15 protein-coding genes are annotated in these 16,617 nt (G+C 70.0%); 7 read left to right on the top strand and 8 right to left on the bottom strand.

Going from position 1 to position 16,617, the window contains the following annotated elements; translation table 11 throughout:
• Positions 1–22: 22 nt before the first annotated feature.
• The gene (locus M1P99_RS20825; protein ID WP_304454264.1) at positions 23–1,600 is read right to left on the bottom strand and encodes a helix-turn-helix domain-containing protein; all 1,578 of its coding nucleotides are present in this window, start codon (positions 1,598–1,600) and stop codon (positions 23–25) included.
• Between the two features lie 124 nt (positions 1,601–1,724).
• Between M1P99_RS20825 and codB the strand changes: the two genes are divergently transcribed.
• The 4 genes from codB (at position 1,725) to M1P99_RS20805 (ending at position 6,307) form a co-directional block, all read left to right on the top strand.
• Positions 1,725–3,077, top strand: coding sequence for a cytosine permease (gene codB / locus M1P99_RS20820; protein WP_304454263.1), 1,353 nt, complete (start codon positions 1,725–1,727; stop codon positions 3,075–3,077).
• Positions 3,065–3,715 carry a flavin reductase family protein gene (locus M1P99_RS20815; RefSeq protein ID WP_304454262.1) on the top strand — a complete coding sequence of 217 codons (651 nt, stop codon included), beginning with the start codon at positions 3,065–3,067 and terminating at the stop codon, positions 3,713–3,715. The genes codB and M1P99_RS20815 overlap by 13 nt, the downstream gene beginning before the upstream one ends.
• A 199-nt stretch (positions 3,716–3,914) precedes the next feature.
• Positions 3,915–4,367, top strand: a complete 453-nt coding sequence (gene ybaK / locus M1P99_RS20810) for a Cys-tRNA(Pro) deacylase (RefSeq protein ID WP_304455780.1) — start codon at positions 3,915–3,917, stop codon at positions 4,365–4,367.
• 77 nt (positions 4,368–4,444) lie between these two features.
• The gene (locus M1P99_RS20805) at positions 4,445–6,307 is read left to right on the top strand and encodes a long-chain fatty acid--CoA ligase (RefSeq protein WP_304454261.1); all 1,863 of its coding nucleotides are present in this window, start codon (positions 4,445–4,447) and stop codon (positions 6,305–6,307) included.
• Between the two features lie 11 nt (positions 6,308–6,318).
• Here M1P99_RS20805 and M1P99_RS20800 read toward each other — a convergent pair whose 3' ends face one another.
• The gene (locus M1P99_RS20800; RefSeq protein ID WP_304454260.1) at positions 6,319–7,116 is read right to left on the bottom strand and encodes a hypothetical protein; all 798 of its coding nucleotides are present in this window, start codon (positions 7,114–7,116) and stop codon (positions 6,319–6,321) included.
• 70 nt (positions 7,117–7,186) lie between these two features.
• On the opposite strand from M1P99_RS20800, the gene M1P99_RS20795 reads away from it, so the two are divergent.
• Positions 7,187–7,726, top strand: coding sequence for a DinB family protein (locus M1P99_RS20795; protein WP_304454259.1), 540 nt, complete (start codon positions 7,187–7,189; stop codon positions 7,724–7,726).
• Positions 7,727–7,777: 51 nt separating this feature from the next.
• Here the strand turns inward: M1P99_RS20795 and M1P99_RS20790 are convergent, their stop codons facing one another.
• Positions 7,778–8,320 carry an ABATE domain-containing protein gene (locus tag M1P99_RS20790; RefSeq protein ID WP_304454258.1) on the bottom strand — a complete coding sequence of 181 codons (543 nt, stop codon included), beginning with the start codon at positions 8,318–8,320 and terminating at the stop codon, positions 7,778–7,780.
• Between the two features lie 105 nt (positions 8,321–8,425).
• Here M1P99_RS20790 and M1P99_RS20785 point away from each other — a divergent pair, with 105 nt between their 5' ends.
• Positions 8,426–8,713 carry a hypothetical protein gene (locus tag M1P99_RS20785; RefSeq protein ID WP_304454257.1) on the top strand — a complete coding sequence of 96 codons (288 nt, stop codon included), beginning with the start codon at positions 8,426–8,428 and terminating at the stop codon, positions 8,711–8,713.
• A 206-nt stretch (positions 8,714–8,919) separates the two neighbouring features.
• Here the strand turns inward: M1P99_RS20785 and dnaE are convergent, their stop codons facing one another.
• The 4 genes from dnaE to M1P99_RS20765 are packed head-to-tail and all read right to left on the bottom strand — an operon-like array spanning position 8,920 to position 13,982.
• Positions 8,920–12,483: a DNA polymerase III subunit alpha gene (gene dnaE, locus M1P99_RS20780; RefSeq protein ID WP_304454256.1), complete on the bottom strand. Its 3,564-nt coding sequence runs from the start codon at positions 12,481–12,483 to the stop codon at positions 8,920–8,922.
• 48 nt (positions 12,484–12,531) lie between these two features.
• A complete protein-coding gene (locus M1P99_RS20775; RefSeq protein ID WP_304454255.1) occupies positions 12,532–12,873 on the bottom strand; it encodes a DUF397 domain-containing protein in 342 nt (113 codons plus the stop codon).
• 33 nt (positions 12,874–12,906) lie between these two features.
• Positions 12,907–13,104: a DUF397 domain-containing protein gene (locus tag M1P99_RS20770; RefSeq protein WP_304454254.1), complete on the bottom strand. Its 198-nt coding sequence runs from the start codon at positions 13,102–13,104 to the stop codon at positions 12,907–12,909.
• Positions 13,101–13,982: a helix-turn-helix transcriptional regulator gene (locus M1P99_RS20765; RefSeq protein ID WP_304454253.1), complete on the bottom strand. Its 882-nt coding sequence runs from the start codon at positions 13,980–13,982 to the stop codon at positions 13,101–13,103. The genes M1P99_RS20770 and M1P99_RS20765 overlap by 4 nt, the downstream gene beginning before the upstream one ends.
• 914 nt (positions 13,983–14,896) lie before the next feature.
• On the opposite strand from M1P99_RS20765, the gene M1P99_RS20760 reads away from it, so the two are divergent.
• Positions 14,897–16,093, top strand: a complete 1,197-nt coding sequence (locus M1P99_RS20760) for an endonuclease/exonuclease/phosphatase family protein (protein WP_304454252.1) — start codon at positions 14,897–14,899, stop codon at positions 16,091–16,093.
• 131 nt (positions 16,094–16,224) lie between these two features.
• On the opposite strand, the gene M1P99_RS20755 is transcribed toward M1P99_RS20760, so the two are convergent.
• Positions 16,225–16,530, bottom strand: a complete 306-nt coding sequence (locus M1P99_RS20755; RefSeq protein WP_304454251.1) for a chorismate mutase — start codon at positions 16,528–16,530, stop codon at positions 16,225–16,227.
• Between the last annotated feature and the right edge of the window lie 87 nt (positions 16,531–16,617).

Here is a 16,617-nt window from a genome sequence, read left to right as displayed (position 1 = left end):
ACGCGCCCCGAAGCGGCTCCGGTCAGCGGAGGTCGGCCGACTCCTGCGCCTCCAGTGCCAGGAACAGATCCACGCGCTCCGGGGTGCGTGCCACGTCCAGCCCAGTCAGCTCCGTCACCTTGGCCATGCGGTTGCGCAACGTGTTGACGTGCACGTGGAGTGCGGCGGCCGTCGCGTTCCAGTTGCCGTCGGCGTCCAGGAAGGCCCGCAGCGTCGCCACCAGCCGACCGCCCCTGGCCTGGTCGTAGGCGCGTACCGGGCCGAGCACCCCCTCCGAAAGGGTGCGCAGTTCCTCCGGGCCGTGGTGGCCCAGGAGCAGGCGGTACATGCCCAGGTCACCGAACCTGCCCACCAGGGGCCCCGCGGGACGCGCGCTCAGGATCCGGCAGCACTCCCGCGCCTCCCACAGGCCCGTGCGGAGCGCCTCGACGCCCTCGGTCACCGAACCCAGACCGACGACCACCGCACCCCCGGTGTCCGGCCGGCCCGTGACCGTCCGGGACAGCCGCGCGGCGAAGTCGGTCAGTTCGCCCTCGGACCACACCCACGGGAAGATGGCCACGGTGTCGCGCGCGCCCTCGGCGATCGCCACCGGGACGAACTCGTCCACGAAGAAGCGGCTGACGTGCTCGCTCAGCGCCGCACCACGCTCGCCCATCCGCACTCCGAGGGCGCACACCGCCAGCGGCCCGGTCCCGTCCACTCCGAAGGCGCGCAGCCGGTCCACGACCTCCTGCTCCTCGCGCGCTCCGGAAGAGATCATGTCGAGGAGTTCCCCGGCGAACCGCATCTCGACCGTCCTGGTCAGCTCCTCGCGCGCGACCTCCAGACTCAGGAACCGCGCCACCTGCTCCAACGACTCCAGTTGCGGCCCCGACAGCTCGTGCATCGCCTCCAGGCACACCAGGGCCGCCCCCGTGCCGCCGCGCGCACCGAGGGTGTCGATGAGGAAGAGCGTCGCGGTCCCGCCCGAAGCCGGCTCGACCTCCAACGGCGGCGGCCGCCTGGACAGGGCGCGGGCGACCGCCGCCGTGTCCTCCCGGTCCGGTCGGACACCGGCGCTGGCCAGACAGCGACCCGTACGGTCCACCACGTACATCCGCAGGCGGGGGTGGTCGCGGTGCAGGATCTCCAGCGCCCGCGACATGCCCCCGCCGTGTGAGGCCGCCTCCACCAGCGCGTTGTTGCGGCGGACCAGGTCGATCAGGTCGTTCTGGCGCTGTTCGGCGTACCGCCCCGCCGCCGCCTGCGACACCTCGGTGAACGGGATCGACACCCCCAGTTCCAGCAGCGGCACCCCGGCGTCCCGGCAGGAGCGCACCAGTTCACGCGGGGTCTGCGGGGTCTCCCTGCGCAGACCGAAGACGATGCCCGCTCCACCGCTGCGGCTCACGCTGGAGACGAACGCCTCAGCCGACGCGGGGCCGGAGAACCACAGCCCGTTGGTCATCACGAGCTCGTGTGCGCGCAGGTACGGGGAGGGGTCCGCGAGTTCGGTGTTGTGCACCCAGCGCACCGGCAGGTCCCACTCCCGATCGCCCTCCACCAGGACGCGCAACTGGAGGGCCGGGTCGGCGGCGAGGGAGCGCAGAGTCAGCATGGTGTGTATATAACCACCAGAACGCACGATTCTCTAGAGCTTTCTCTATCCCGCGTCATCGAGCGCTCTGTTTGGGTTGGGCTGTGACCGAGACCACTGACAGTGTGAACCCGGAGGTCAGACCATGTCCATCCATGAAGCGGACCCGCCCGTGAGCGCCGCCCGTACCCGTGCCGAGACGGTCGCCGAGGACGACTACCCGCAGAACCGGGTCCCCCAGCACGCCCGCCGCAACTTCCTCTCGCTGTTCTTCGTCCTGATCGGCTTCGTCTTCTTCACCCCCACCATGTTGGCCGGAGCCCGGCTCTCCGGGGCCTTCGCCTGGAACGACCTCCTCGTCGTCCTGGCGGTCGGCAGCCTCATCCTGGGCCTGTACGTCGCTCTGCTCTCCCTGATCGGGGCGCGCACGGGGCTGACCACGGTCCTGCTGGCCCGCTACAGCCTGGGCCGCTACGGCGCCAAGTACGCCAGCGTCCTGTTGGGCGGGACCCAGGTGTGCTGGTACGCGGTGACGGCCGTGTTCCTGTCCGAGCTCCTGGTCCAGGCGTTCGGATTCGAGGAGTACACGTGGCTGGTGGTCGTGCTCAGCTCCGTCCTGACCGGCGTGACCGCCTACTACGGCTACCGCGGCCTGGAACTCCTCAGCGGCCTGTCCGTCCCCCTGATGCTGATCCTGTGCCTGTGGGTGCTCTACGAGGCCCTGGACAGCGTGGGGGGCTGGGGCGGGCTGGCGTCCGTCACGCCCGCCGAGCAGGGCAGCATCGCCTGGGCCACGGCCGTGACCATCGTGGTCGGCACCTTCGTCAGCGGCGGCACCCAGATTCCCAACTGGAGCAGGTTCGCCCGTCGGCCCTGGCACGGGTTCGCCGCCGGGCTGTGCGCCTTCCTGGTGTTCAACCTGCTGATGCTCTTCTTCGGTGCGATCGGCGCCATCGCCTTCCAGGCCACCGACTTCGTGGCCGTCCTGCTCCAGCTCAACCTGGTCGCGGCCGCCGTCGTCCTGCTGTTCTTCAACGTGTGGACCACCCAGGAGAACACCGCCTACGCGTTCGGCGTCGCGGGAGCGGAGATGTTCAACGTCCCGGCCAAGCGCCCCTTCATCATCGGCGGGGTGGCCATCGCCATCGTCCTGGCCCTGACCGGGATCTACGAGGCGCTGCCCCAGTACCTGGTCCTGCTGGGCATCCTCATCCCTCCGCTCGGCGGCGTCATCATCGGTGACCACCTGTTCGTCTGGCGGGGGCGGCTGCCCCAGCTGAACCGGGTCCGCTTCCTGGCGGTGCGGTGGAGCTGCGCCACCGCCTACCTGCTCGGACTGGCCACCGCCTTCGTCAGCGAACAGCTCTCCTTCGGGCTCCCGCCCGTCCACGGCGTCGCCGTGGCGATCCTGAGCGTTCCCCTCGCCGAGTGGGCCTTCCGCGGCATCGGTGTGCCGACCAGGCACGAGGAGTTCGAGGAGGACCTGTGGAGCACGTGACCCTGACCCCCGGTTCCATGGCCGGCGAGACCGCGCGCAAGCTGCTGTTGGGCGGTGTCGTGCCCCGCCCCATCGCCTGGACCAGCACCCTCGGCCCCGAGGGGGTCGCCAACCTCGCCCCCTTCAGCTACTTCACCGTCGTGTCCACCGACCCGCCGATGCTGTCGTTGACCATCGAGGCGCGCGACGACGGAGCGGCCAAGGACACGGCGTCCAACATCGGCAGCACCGGGGAGTTCGTGGTCAACATCGTGCCGGAGGCCCTGGGCGAGGCCATGCGGGCCACGTCGGCCGACCTCCCTCCCGAGGACGACGAGTTCGCGGTGGCGGAGACGGCGGCCGCCCCGGCCCGTCACGTGTCCCCGCCACGGGTCGCGGAGTCCCCCCTGGCGATGGAGTGCGTGCTGGAACGGTCGCTGCCGCTGGGCAACGCGCTGCTGGTGATCGGCAGGGTGGTCTGCTTCCATGTGCGCCCCGACGTCCTGGACGGGCGCGGTCGGGTGATGCACGACCGGTTGCGCGCCCTGGGCAGGGTCGGCGGCGACTACCTCGGGACCGCGGACACCTACCCGCTGCCACGGGACGGGGGGCGGCCGGGGGGCCGGATGCCGGTTCCGACCTCCCTCCGCCCCCGGTAGGGTCCTTGTCGGCACGTGCCGTTTCCGGCCTCCGCAGGCGGGGTTACGCGCAGAACTTCTGGATGGGCGTTTAGATTGCTGGACAGGCCGGGGGCGTCCGCGTCGGATCGGGCGCCCCGCCGGGGCCGGAAAGCACAATCGCGCGTGCGCGCGCCGAACCACCAGGGGATCCATGAGTGCACAAGCCACGCCCGCGACCGTGGCCGCCGGGCGGACCAAGACGACCTTCACCCTTCATCCGTATTCGGCCGACGGCGACGGGCACTCCTACGGGGCCGACGCCGCCGACGCGCTCGGCGTCCCGCAGGCGCAGGTCTTCAAGACACTGATCGCCGAGGTGGACGGGGTCTTCACCGTGGGCGTCGTCCCGGTGAGCACGACACTCAACCTCAAGGCGCTGGCGGCCGCGGTCGGGGGCAAGAAGGCGGCGATGGCCGATCCGGCCCGCGCGGAGAAGATCACGGGGTACGTGCGCGGCGGTATCAGTCCGCTCGGGCAGCGCAAACGGCTGCGGACGGTGGTGGACTCCTCTGTCACGGATCTGCCGTCGGTCTTCGTCTCCGCCGGGCGGCGCGGGCTGCAGATGGAGCTGGCGCCGCGGGACCTCATCTCGCTGACCGAGGCGGTCACCGCACCGATCGGCGCGCACTGAACCGGTCCGGCCCGACCGGGAACGGAGTGTGCGCACCGACTGTTGCCGCTACCCCTACCCAGGGGTAGCTTTGTGACATGGGCAACAGTGAATCCCCCGCTCGTTCCGTCCCCGACATGTTCCTCTCCCGCGTACGGGAATCGGGTGACCACGAGGCTTTCAGCTACCCCGTCCCCGACACGACCGGCGCTCCGGAGGAGTGGAGGTCCCTCACCTGGTCGCAGACACTGGACCGGGTACGCCACATCGCGCTCGGCCTGCACACCCTCGGTGTGACCTCCCAGGCCAGGTGCGCCATCAACGCGGGTACCAGGATCGAGTGGATCCTGGCCGACCTCGGCGTGCTGTGCGCCGGCGGTGCCGTCACCACCATCTACCCCTCCTCCACACCGCCCGACTGTGCCTACATCGTCTCCGACTCGGGCAGCATGATCGCCTTCGCCGAGGACGCCGAGCAGGTGGCCAAGCTCGTCGGCCAGCGCCCCCAGATGCCAGGACTGTCCAAGGTCGTGGTCTTCGACGGCGAGGGGGACGGCGACTGGGTCATCACCCTGGCCGAGCTGGAGGCCAGGGGCGCCGAGCTGGCCGCGGAGAGGCCCGACCTGTTCGACGAGCTCGTGGACGCGGTCCGGCCCGACCATCTGGCCACCCTCATCTACACCTCCGGCACCACCGGGCGGCCCAAGGGCGTCCGGCTGGACCACGCCAACTGGCTGTACGAGGCACAGGCGGTCCACGACCTCGGCGAGGAGGTGAAGGCGCAGGGCCACGACCTGATGACCGGCGACGACGTGCAGTACCTGTGGCTGCCGCTGTCGCACGTCTTCGGCAAGTACATGCAGGTCAGCCAGTTGCGCATGGGGTTCAGGACGGCGGTGGACGGGCGCGTCGACAAGATCGTCGACAACCTGGCGATCGTGCGGCCCACGTTCATGGCGGCGGCTCCGCGCATCTTCGAGAAGGTGTACAACCGGGTGGTCATGCAGGCCAAGGAGGGCGGGGCCGCCAAGTTCCGCATCTTCACCTGGGCCGTCGGCGTGGGCGAACGGGTCGCCCGGGTCAGGGAGCGGGGCAAGGAGCCCGCGGGCCTGCTCGCCCTGCAGCACGCGGTGGCCGACCGGTTGGTGTTCAGCAAGCTGCGGGCCCGGTTCGGCGGTCGGCTCAAGTTCTTCGTGTCGGGAAGCGCGCCCCTCGCTCCGGAGATCGGGCGCTTCTTCTACGGCGCCGGCGTGACCATCCTGGAGGGGTACGGGCTCACCGAGACCAGCGCGGGCACCTTCGTCAACCGGCCGGGCGACGTGCGCTTCGGCACGGTCGGCCTCCCCATGCCGGGTACGGAGGTCCGGATCGCCGAGGACGGCGAGGTGCTGGTGCGCGGCGGCGGCGTGATGCGCGGCTACCACAACCTCTCCGGTGCCACCGAGGAGGTGCTCACCGAGGACGGCTGGTTCGCCACCGGCGACATCGGCGTCCTGGAGGACGGCCGGCTGCGGATCACCGACCGCAAGAAGGAGCTGATCAAGACCTCCGGCGGCAAGTACGTGGCGCCGCAGGGGATCGAGAGCCGGTTCAAGTCGCTGTGCCCCTACATCAGCAACTTCGTCGTGCACGGCGACCGGCGCGCCTACTGCGTGGCGCTGGTGGCCCTGGACCCCGAGGCGATCGAGGTGTGGGCGCAGGAGAACGGCCTGGGCGCCCTGGACTACGCCGGGCTGGTCAAGGAGCCCAGGGTGCACCAGATGGTGCAGGAGGCCATCGACGCGCTCAACCGGGACCTGCCGCGGCACGAGACCATCAAGCGGTTCACGATCCTGCCCCGAGAGCTCACCGTGGACGAGGGAGAGATCACGCCCAGCCTGAAGATGCGGCGCAGAGCGGTCGAGGACAAGTACCGGGACCTGCTCGACGCCATGTACGAGGGCTCGGTCCAGACCCTGTGACCGTGGGGGGGTCAGACCTCCTCGGCCCGCGGGTCGCCCTCGGACGGGCCCCGGTGCGCGGGCGGATGCGACGTGAGGCCGCCCCGCTCCGGGGCCTGCGGCGTGCCGGGACCCCCGGAGCGCCCGGGCTCGGCGCCGTGGACGGCTTCCGGAGCGGTGCTCGGGTCCTGCGCGGAGGTCGCGTCGCGGCCTTCGGCCCGGCCGCGCGCGGACGCGGGGCCGGGGTCGGGCGCCGTGGCGACGGCGGCCGGGTCCAGCTCCGGTACCGGTAGGCCGGGCTGGTCCCGGCGGATCGCACTGATCAGGTCCAGCAGTGCGTACTGCAGGACGAAGACGAAGGGCCAGGCCACCAGGAAGGCGGTGGCACGCAGGCGCAGGCCGACCTCGACGCCGTCCCCGGGTTCGGCCGCCGCCAGGGCGGCGTGCAGCGGGGCGTCCAGGGCCGTGCCGATCCGCCAGGTGAGGAGGGTGCCCGCGACCGAGCCCGCGAACCCCGCCAACAGGCACACCATCCGCAGGTCCAGGGGCCGGCGCCGCGCGAGCGGGAACTGCACCATGTAGGCGGCGTATCCGGTGACGAGCCCGGCGATCGCGGTCATGACGACGAAGTAGCCCTCACCGGCGAACACGTCCTGACTGGTCCCGGTGAAGACCTCGCCGTCGCCGAGTGCGGTGCCCTCGGCCCGGACGGGGACCAGTTCCCACCACAGCGGCCCCAGGAGCACACCCAGCAGCACCATGCCTCCGAACAGGGACGCCCCCACGATCAGTCGGCGTCGTGCCCCCGCGGGCCGCCTGTCCTCCGTCATCCGGTCCTCCCCGTCCCCGTCGCCCCGAAAACCAGTGGCTGCGGGGCATGGCCGGAAGGAGAATACCGGCATGAGCGACATGACCCGCCCCGCCACCCTGTCCGCGACTCCGCGTGTCGACCCGCCGATGGCCGCGGACGAACGCACGATGCTCCTGTCCTGGCTGGACTGGCACCGGGCCACGGTACGCGTCAAGTGCGCCGGCCTGGCCCCCGAGCTGTCCTCGGCCACGCCCCTGCCCGCGTCCCCGCTGACGAGCATCGGCGGCATCGTCTCCCACCTGCGCTGGGTGGAGGCGTACTGGTTCGAGGTGGTCCTCCTCAACCAGCCGGACCTGGCACCCTGCTCCGCGGCGGATCCCGACGGGGAGTTCCGGGTCGGGCTGCACCGCCCGCTCACAGAACTCCTGGACGAGTACGACGCCCAGTGCGCGCGCTCCCGAGAGATCGCCACCCGGCTCGAACTCGGCAGCTACGCCCGGGCCGTCACCGACCATCGGGGGCGCACGACCCTGCGGTGGGTGCTCCTGCACATGATCGAGGAGACCGCCCGCCACAACGGGCACCTGGACCTGCTCCGCGAGCTCGCCGACGGCACCACCGGCCAATAGGTCCGCCCCGCGCACACACCGGCCCAAGCGGGTGCGGGAGCAGGCGCGCCGTCAGGCGACCGGTCGGCGCCGACCGGCGCGCACCCGGTTGCCGCAGGGCACCGAGCACCACGCCTGGTCTCTCCGCGTGCGCAGGAAGTACATGCCGCAGCTGGGCGCGTCGCAGCGGCGCAGGCGTTCGCGCCCCTCCCCCGCCACGAGTTCGAGCGCGCACCGGGCCAGGGCGGCGCAGGCGTCGCCGCCGGCCTCGGCGTACCGGAGCCGACCGTCCGCTTCCAGGCGCACGGCCACGGGGGCCCCGGCGGCCAGGGCGTTGAGGCCCTCGCGCGCGTGATCGGGCACCGCCCCGCCTCCCGCCACGGAGTCCACAGCGCTTCGGACGAGCGTCCGCAGGGACCGCAGCGCCGTGGTCGGTTCCCCGGCGAGCGCGCGGTCGCCGAGTCGTGCGCGCCACACGTCGCGGAGCCCGGGGTCGTCGAGGAAGTCGATGTCACCGTGCCCGGGCCCGGCGCCGATGACCACCGTGTTGGTCAGGTCGAGGACGGGATGTTCGTGGCCGATCCACGGCATGTCGTCGAACTCACGCAGCACCATGCCACCAATCTACCGGGTTCGCCTTCCTGAATCCGTGATACCTTCACGTCACGGATTCAGGATCTTAAATCCGTGACATCACGACGAGCAGAGGGACGGATCGGCATGACACTGGAGTACGTGCGCTTCGAGACCGACGACGCCGAGGCGCTGACCGCGGAACGGGACGCACTCGTGGCGCGCCTGCGCGAGCGGTACGGTACCGACTTCGTCAGCGCCCACCTGGTGCGCTATGACGACGGCAGCATCGGAGACGTCATCCTGTGGGCCGGCCGCGAGGCCGCCGAGCGCGCCGCTGAGGAGATCCCCGCGGATCCGGCCTCCGCCGCGTTCTTCGCCCGGATCACCGAGGTCCACGACATGCGCCACGCGGAGGTCCTGCACAGCGCGTGAGGAGCGCGCGCCGCGTGACCTCGGGCCGCACGGACACGAACGGCTCGTAGCGGGACCGGCAGTCGGCGTAGGCGTCGGCCACCGCCTCCCAGGGCGGAGTGAGACCGGCGGAGTGAGACCGGCGGCGTTCTCCTCCAGCGGACACGAAGAAGTCCCCGCGCGCCTGAGGGCACGCGGGGACTTCGGGGTTCTCGGGGGTCCGGCGGTCAGTAGTCGACCGCGTACGCCCCCAGCAGGCTCTTCATCTCACCGTTGAACTCCGGGGAGATCCGCACCGTGTACCGGTCCACGGCGTAGATCCGCGAGCGGACCGGGTTGTCGACCCGGATGCGCACCGGGGTCTCGCCCTTGTGCGTGTCCAGCACCTGGCGCAGGTCGGCCACGAGCTCCGGGGTGAGCCGCTTCTCGTCCACGGTCAGCAGGACCGGAGGCTCGCCCTCGGTGACGTGGGAGATGTCCAGGATGGACATCTCCGAGGCGAACATCGAGTACGTGCCGTCGCGGTCGTTGAGCCGGCCCTTGACGGTGACCGCGGTGTCCTCCAGCAGGGCGTCCACGTACAGCGGATACGTCTTGGGGAAGAACAGGACCTCCATCGAGGCGTCCAGGTCCTCCACCGTGGCGATCGCCCACTGGTTGCCCGCCTTGTTGGTGCGCTTGTCCACCTTGGAGATCAGCCCCGCGATCCGCACCTCACCGCGTTCGCGTGCCATCTCCCCGGCCACGACCTGCGCGATGGAGGTGTCCCGCGAGCGCGCCAGGACCCGCTCGGCCCCGGCCAGCGGGTGGCTGGAGACGTACAGGCCCAGCATCTCCCGCTCGAAGGCGAGCTTGGTCTTGCGGTCCCACTCCTCGTCGCCCCAGTTGATGTTGAGCCCGATGGGAGTGGAGTCCTCTTCTCCCTCGCCCCCGCCGAACAGGTCGAACTGGCCGTGCGCCTCCTGCTTCTTGGAACTGATCATGCCGTCGACCGCGGTCTCGTGGTGGCGGTACAGCTCACGCCGCGGCTGCCCCAGGGAGTCGAACCCGCCCGCCTTGACCAGCGACTCGATGACCCTCTTGTTGCAGGCAGCGAGCTCGATCTTGGACAGGAAGTCGGTGAAGGAGGTGAACTTGCCCTTCTCCGTGCGGGTCTTGATGATCGAGTTGACCACGTTCGCGCCGACGTTGCGGACCGCGCCCATACCGAAGCGGATGTCCCTGCCGACCGGGGTGAAGCGCAGACCCGACTCGTTGACGTCCGGCGGCAGCACCTTGATGCCCTGTGCGCGGCACTCGGCCAGGTAGACCGCCATCTTGTCCTTGTCGTCACTGACCGAGGTCAGCAGCGCGGCCATGTACGCGGCCGGGTAGTTGGCCTTGAGGTAGGCGGTCCAGTACGCGACGAGGGCGTATCCGGCCGCGTGCGACTTGTTGAACGCGTACCCGGCGAACGGGAGCATGACGTCCCAGATCGCCTGCATGGACTCCCGGGAGAAGCCCTTCTCGATCATCCCGGCGGAGAACTTCTCGTACTCCTTCTCCAGGGCCTCCTTCTTCTTCTTGCCCATGGCCCGGCGCATCAGGTCGGCGCCGCCCAGGCTGTACCCGGCCATCTGCTGGGCGATGGCCATGATCTGCTCCTGGTAGACGATCAGGTGATACGTCTCGCCGAGGATCGGGTCCAGCGCGTCCTTCAGCTCGGGGTGGATCGGGGTGACGTCCTGGCGCCCGTTCGACCTGTCCGCGTAGTCGTTGTGCGCGTTGGCCGCCATCGGACCGGGCCGGTACAGCGAGATCACGGCCGTGATGTCGCCGAAGTTCTTCGGTTCCATCCGCTTGAGCAGGTTGCGCATCGCGCCACCGTCCAGCTGGAACACGCCCAGGGTGTCACCACGGGCCAGGAGCTTGTACGCCTTCTTGTCGTCGAGGGGGACCTTGGACATGTCCAGGTCCACGCCGTCGGCTTCCTTGATGCTCTTGACCGCGTCGTCGATGATCGTGAGGTTGCGCAGGCCCAGGAAGTCCATCTTGAGCAGACCCATGTCCTCGCACTGAGGGTAGGGAAAGCCGGTGATGATGGCGCCGTCGGTGTCGCGCTTGTGCAGCGGGATGACGTCGAGCAGCGGGTCGCGGGAGAGGATCACGCCGGCGGCGTGGACGCCCGTTCCGCGGGTCAGGCCCTCGATACCGCGCGCGGTCTCCATGACCTTGGAGACCTGGGGGTCGTTGTCGACCAGGTTGCGCAGCTCCGTGGTCTCCGGGTACCGCTCGTGGTCGGTGTTGAACACCGCGTCCAGCGGGATCTCCGCCCCGCCCACGGCGGCGGGGAAGGCCTTGGTGATCTGGTCGCCGACCGAATAGGGCATGCCGAGGATGCGGGTGGAGTCCTTCACCGCGGCCTTGGCCTTGATGGTGCCGAAGGTGAGGATCTGCGCGACGCGCTCCTCGCCGTACAGGCGGGTGACGTAGTCGATCATCTCGGTGCGCCGACGCTCGTCGAAGTCGAGGTCGACATCGGGCATGCTGACGCGTTCCGGGTTGAGGAACCGCTCGAACAGCAGGCCGTGCGCCATCGGGTCCAGGTCGGTGATGCCCAGGACATAGGCGATCATCGACCCGGCCGCCGATCCACGGCCCGGGCCCAGGGCGATGCCCTCCCGGCGCGCGTACTGGCAGATGTCGGCGACGACGAGGAAGTAGGCCGGGAAGCCCATCTCGTTGATGATGCCGAGTTCGTAGTCGACGCGCTGCCGGTACTCGTCGCTGACACCGTCGGGGTAGCGGCTCGGCAGGCAGCGCTCGACCTCCTTGCGCAGCCAGGACGACTCGGTCTCGCCCTCGGGGATGGGGAAGGCGGGCATGAGGTCGCGGTGGGCGAACACCGAGTCATAGGCGTCGGGCTCGATCCGCTCGGCGATGAGCAGGGTGTTCTTGCACCCCTGGGCCCACTCGTCGAAGTTGAGCAGGCCCCGCATCTCGTCCGGGGTCTTGAGGTAGTAGCCCGAGCCGTTGAACCGGAACCGGGTGGGGTCGTCCAGGTTCTTGCCCACTCCCACGGCCAGCAGGGCGTCGTGCGCGGAGGCCTGGCTCTCGTAGACGTAGTGGGAGTCGTTGGTCACCAGCGGCGGGATGTCCAGCTCGCGGCCGACCTTGAGCAGGCCGTCGCGGACCTGCTTCTCGATGTCCACGCCGTGGTCCATCAGCTCCAGGAAGACGTTCTCCTTGCCGAAGATGTCCTGGAGCTTGGCGGCGTACTCGATCGCCTCCTTCTCCTGCCCCAGCCTCAGACGGGTCTGCACGCCGCCCGACGGACACCCCGTCGAGACGATGATGCCCTCACTGTTCTCCGCCATGAGGTCCAAGTCCATGCGGGGCTTCATGTAGTAGCCCTCCATGGACGCCAGCGAGGACATCTTGAAGAGGTTGCGCAGCCCGGTCGCGTTCTGCGCCAGCATCGTCATGTGCAGGTAGCGGCCACCACCGGAGATGTCCTTGCCGCCCTCGGCGGCCGCGTCGTCGGAACCGCTGGCCCGGCCCCAGAACACCCGCTTCTTGTGGAAGCGCGACTCCGGGGCGACGTAGGCCTCGATGCCGATGATGGGCTTGACACCCGAGCCCTTGGACTGCTGGTAGAACTCGTACGCCCCGAACATGTTGCCGTGGTCGGTCATGGCGACCGCCGGCATCTCCAACCGCGCGGCCTCCTTGAACAGAGGCTTGAGCTTGGCGGCCCCGTCCAGCATCGAGTACTCGGTGTGGACGTGCAGATGGGCGAAGGAATCGGCCATGGTTCGGGTGCCCCCAGGAGGGTGGACGGACAGGTGATGCTCCTGAGCCTACGACTTTCCCACGACTCTCGCGGCCCCCTGTGGGCAACGAACCGGGCCCGCACCGTGAAGATGCGAGCCCGGCCACGAGCAGCAGCACTGGGTCATGTTGTTGTTCTCACGGGCGTAGTGACGGACGAAGGCGTCCATCCTCGACCTGGTGAACCGCAGCGCCGCCATGGCCGGGTTCTTGGAGTCACGGACGGCGACCACGTCGGGGGTGTCGGCCACCAGGACGCACGACCCTCCCACCCACAACCGAAGTTGTGACCAGGATCCGCCGCTTCGACCACGCGCCCTGTTGCCAGACGTGCGTCTCAAGAGCAACGCTGACGCCAGCCACTCCCTCATCGAGCGAAGTCGAACACCGAGGCTTCCGAAGGGTCAACCGCGCTCAGCGGACCAGAGGAGGGCACCCCACTCACCTGTGCCGAAAGAGAAGTAGCCCAGACCGGGGTTCTTGGAGTCGCGAAGATGCATGTGGCACGCGCCCTCAGCCACCTCCACGCAGTTCCCCCCCTTGCTCCCGCTGTAGCTCGACTTCCGCCACTCGAAGTCAGGGGCCTTACACGCTTCGGTCATAGCTCTCCCGCAATCGTGTCCAACAGGTCGATCGAGGCACCGGGCGTCATCGACTGCATGCACAGGACATCGAATGCCTGCCTCATAGGACGGACATCCTGCGCCTGAGTGGACATTGTGGCAGCCCCTCCCGCCTCGACGTACAAGAGCGAATCATCGTCGGCGAAGTCAAGGATGCACCACGAGCCGTCCAGGCCCGCATGCTCGGTCACCTCGATCGGCATGACCCCCATTGTCACGAACGGACTCAGTGCCAGCTCCACCAGCCTTGCGATCTGTTCCTTCAGTACAGCGCGGCCACCGACCGGACGCCGAAGCACACTTTCCTCCAGCACCGCGAAGATCGTCGGAGGGTCGTCTCGGAAAAGGATCTGCTGGCGCCGCATCCTGGCCGTGGTCTGACGGTCGACCTCTCCATCCCCCATGAAGGGACGACCGGACGCCAGAACCGCACGCGCATACGATTCCGTCTGGAAGATGCCTGGAACCGTCTGCGCTTCATAGCTGTAGATCACAACGGCCTCGGCTTCAAGGTTCGCGTAGGGCCTGAACCAGCTCTTGTAGACCTCGTTGGCGTTTTCCAGCAGGGGCAGTATCCGACCGAGGGCTCCTCCGGTGTTCAGCACCTCGTCGCAGTACTCCGTGAACTTGGACGTGACCGGGTCACCCTCGCGGGCGTCCAGCGGTGACCGCTTGGCGGTCTCGATCATCGAGACCATGGACTTGGAGTACGGGATCTGATCGGCAAGCTGCGCCTGCGTCAGTCCCGCCGCCTCGCGATGGCGCTTGAGTTCGCTCGCGTAGTACCTGAGCGCCAGGGGAGTCGGGCGCTCCGGCTCGTCCGGCTCTTCCTCAGGCACGATCCGCAGATCGGTCATGACAGCACTCCGGGAGGGGCGAGGGGGGGTTATCACGGGGCCGATCGCAGCGAACCGGCCTTCCCAGCGTAGTTCCGCGTTGACGTTCGGTGTGGGTTTTCCACAGGCCGGGTTCAGTCACCCGTCCACGGTCGCTTCGGCGGTGGTCACAGCGGATGGCGGCTACCCACAGCGCTCCACACGTCCGTCAGGCATTTCGGACGGGAACCCACGGCTCCCGTGGTGAGCGGGTATCGGTAGCGCAGGGTGACGCTCGTGTTCCAACCTCGACGCATGGAGACCAACAGCACGCGTCAGACCTCGCTTCCAGCTATCACCCCCGAAGCCCTACATGCCGAAGCCGATGCTCTGGCCTCCGAAGAGGCCCCTCGCAGGTTCGCGGTCCTGGCCATGGACTACGACGAGCACGACGGGGTCATCCTCGCCTGGGGCCAGTACTTCAGCGACGGACGTGTCGTCCTGACAGGGGATGCCCTTCCCCTTCACGGACGGTTCGGATCCCTCCGCTCCGCCCTTCGGGTATGCACTCGTGGGAACGCCCCGACATACGTGTCCTGGGTCGATGCCGAGCCGACGGCGAGCCGGACGGCGTCCGTCGGCTCCGCAGCACCCGGGCTCCGCGCCGTCACCGGTGGTGGGGAGGGGCCTCGGCCGTGACCGGTGGGCGGAGGCACGCCGGCGGCGCAGTCGGTGCGTTCCTTGAGGCAGGCGGGGGCGGCGTCGTGCCCGTCGACGAGGCAGCCCAGGCGGCCCCACCGGCGCGGTCCGGAACGGACGAACGGGTTCGATCGGTTCCATCGGTGCCCACAGGGCCGAGGAGGGCCGGTCGAAGGCCCTTTCCGCGCCTGTGGACACACGGTCCGCCCGCCCGGCGGTACCGTTCCCCCACCCCGCCCGCGAGAGGATCCCCGTCCATGCGTCACCGCAGCTCGACCGCCACCCTCGTGCTGGCGCCGTCCGGGGTGCGCCCCGTCCCTCCCGCCCCGGGGCCGTCGCCGTCGGTGCCACCGCCCCCGGCCGAGGGCGCGGTGCGCTTCGCCACGTTCAACGCCGCCCTGTCGCGCCCGACCCCGGGGACCCTACTGAAGGATCTGTCCGCGCCGGGGCACGCGCAGATCGGCAACGTCGCAGAGATCGTCCAGTGGGTGCGCCCCGACGTACTGCTGGTCACCGAGTTCGACCACGACCCCCACGGGCTCGGTCCCCGGCTGTTCCAGGACTCCTACCTGGCGGTGGGCCGGGGCGGCGCGGCGGGTGTGGACTTCCCGTACGTGTACACCGCGCCCGTGAACACCGGGGTGGCGTCCGGGGCGGACCTGGACGGCGACGGGCGGGTGGTCACGACGCCGGGCAGCGCCGCCTACGCCGGGGACGCGTTCGGGTTCGGGCTCTTCCCCGGCCAGTACGGGATGGTCGTGTTCTCGCGGTATCCGCTGCTGACCGACCGGGTGCGCACCTTCCGCGAGTTCCGATGGGCCGACCTGCCGGGTGCCCTGCTGCCCGTGCGCCCCGGAACCGGGGAACCGTTCCACTCCCCCGAGGCCCTGGCCGTGCTGCGGCTGTCGTCCAAGAGCCACTGGGACGTGCCGGTGGACGTCGGCGGCCGGCGCCCCGTGCACCTGCTGGCGAGTCACCCCACACCCCCGGCCTTCGACGGCCCCGAGCGCCGCAACGTCCTGCGCAACCACGACGAGATCAGGTTCTGGGCCGACTACGTGTCCTCGGGCGCCCCGCACCTGTACGACGACGCCGGGCACCGGGGCGGGCTGGCCCCGGGCGCGCCGTTCGTGATCGCGGGCGACCTGAACGCCGATCCCCACGCGGGGGACGGCCACCCCGGGGCGATCCGTCAGCTCCTGGGGCACCCGGGCATCACCGATCCACGTCCCGCGAGTCTGGGCGGGCTGGGCAGGGCGGCCGTGGACCCGGCCGCACCGGCGGCGACCGGCCACCTGCGCGCGGACTACGTGCTGCCGTCGGCGGGCCTGGGCGTGCGCGGCGCGGGCGTGTTCTGGCCCGCGCCGGACGACCCGCTCTTCCGGCTCACCGGGGACCATCCGTTCCCCAGCTCCGACCACCGCCTGGTGTGGGTGGACGTCGTGTGCCGATGAACCCGGTCGCCCGCCCTGAGTCGAGTTCTCTGCAGCATTCCGGGCTCACCCGAAAGCCTTCGGAAGAACGCTCCCTGGCCGCGCCCGCACCGGGCTCCGCCGCGCTAGGGCGAGCATGCACGGAACACGCCCTAGCCCAGGCGCTCGGCGTCCTCCTGGGCGGCGGACAGGCCCGCGCTGATCACGCTGTCCATGATGGCGGCGAGCCGCTCGGCCCCCAGACGCGGTGCGTGCTCGGCCATGCGCTCGACCAGTTCGCGTTCGCGGCGCGGGTCGCGGCCGGCGAAGTACCCGACGGGCTTGAGCCGCTGCACCTGGGCGGCGACGAGCGCGCGGCGCTCCAGGAGCGCGGCGAGTTCGGCGTCCATCCGGTCGATGCGGCCGCGGAGTTCGCGGATGCGCTCGTCGGGCGCGGGGGTGGCGGTCGGGGTGTGCACGGTGGCCTCCAACGGAATGTGAACCGGTCGCGGTGCGGCCGTCCGTTCCGCCGGACTGGGTGCGTGGGGAGCGTCGGCCGCCTGGAA

This window comes from Nocardiopsis sp. YSL2 (assembly GCF_030555055.1).
In the GTDB taxonomy this organism is placed as follows: domain Bacteria; phylum Actinomycetota; class Actinomycetes; order Streptosporangiales; family Streptosporangiaceae; genus Nocardiopsis.
Note: the sequence above shows the minus strand (reverse complement) of the source record. Positions and strands in the feature narration are given on the sequence as shown.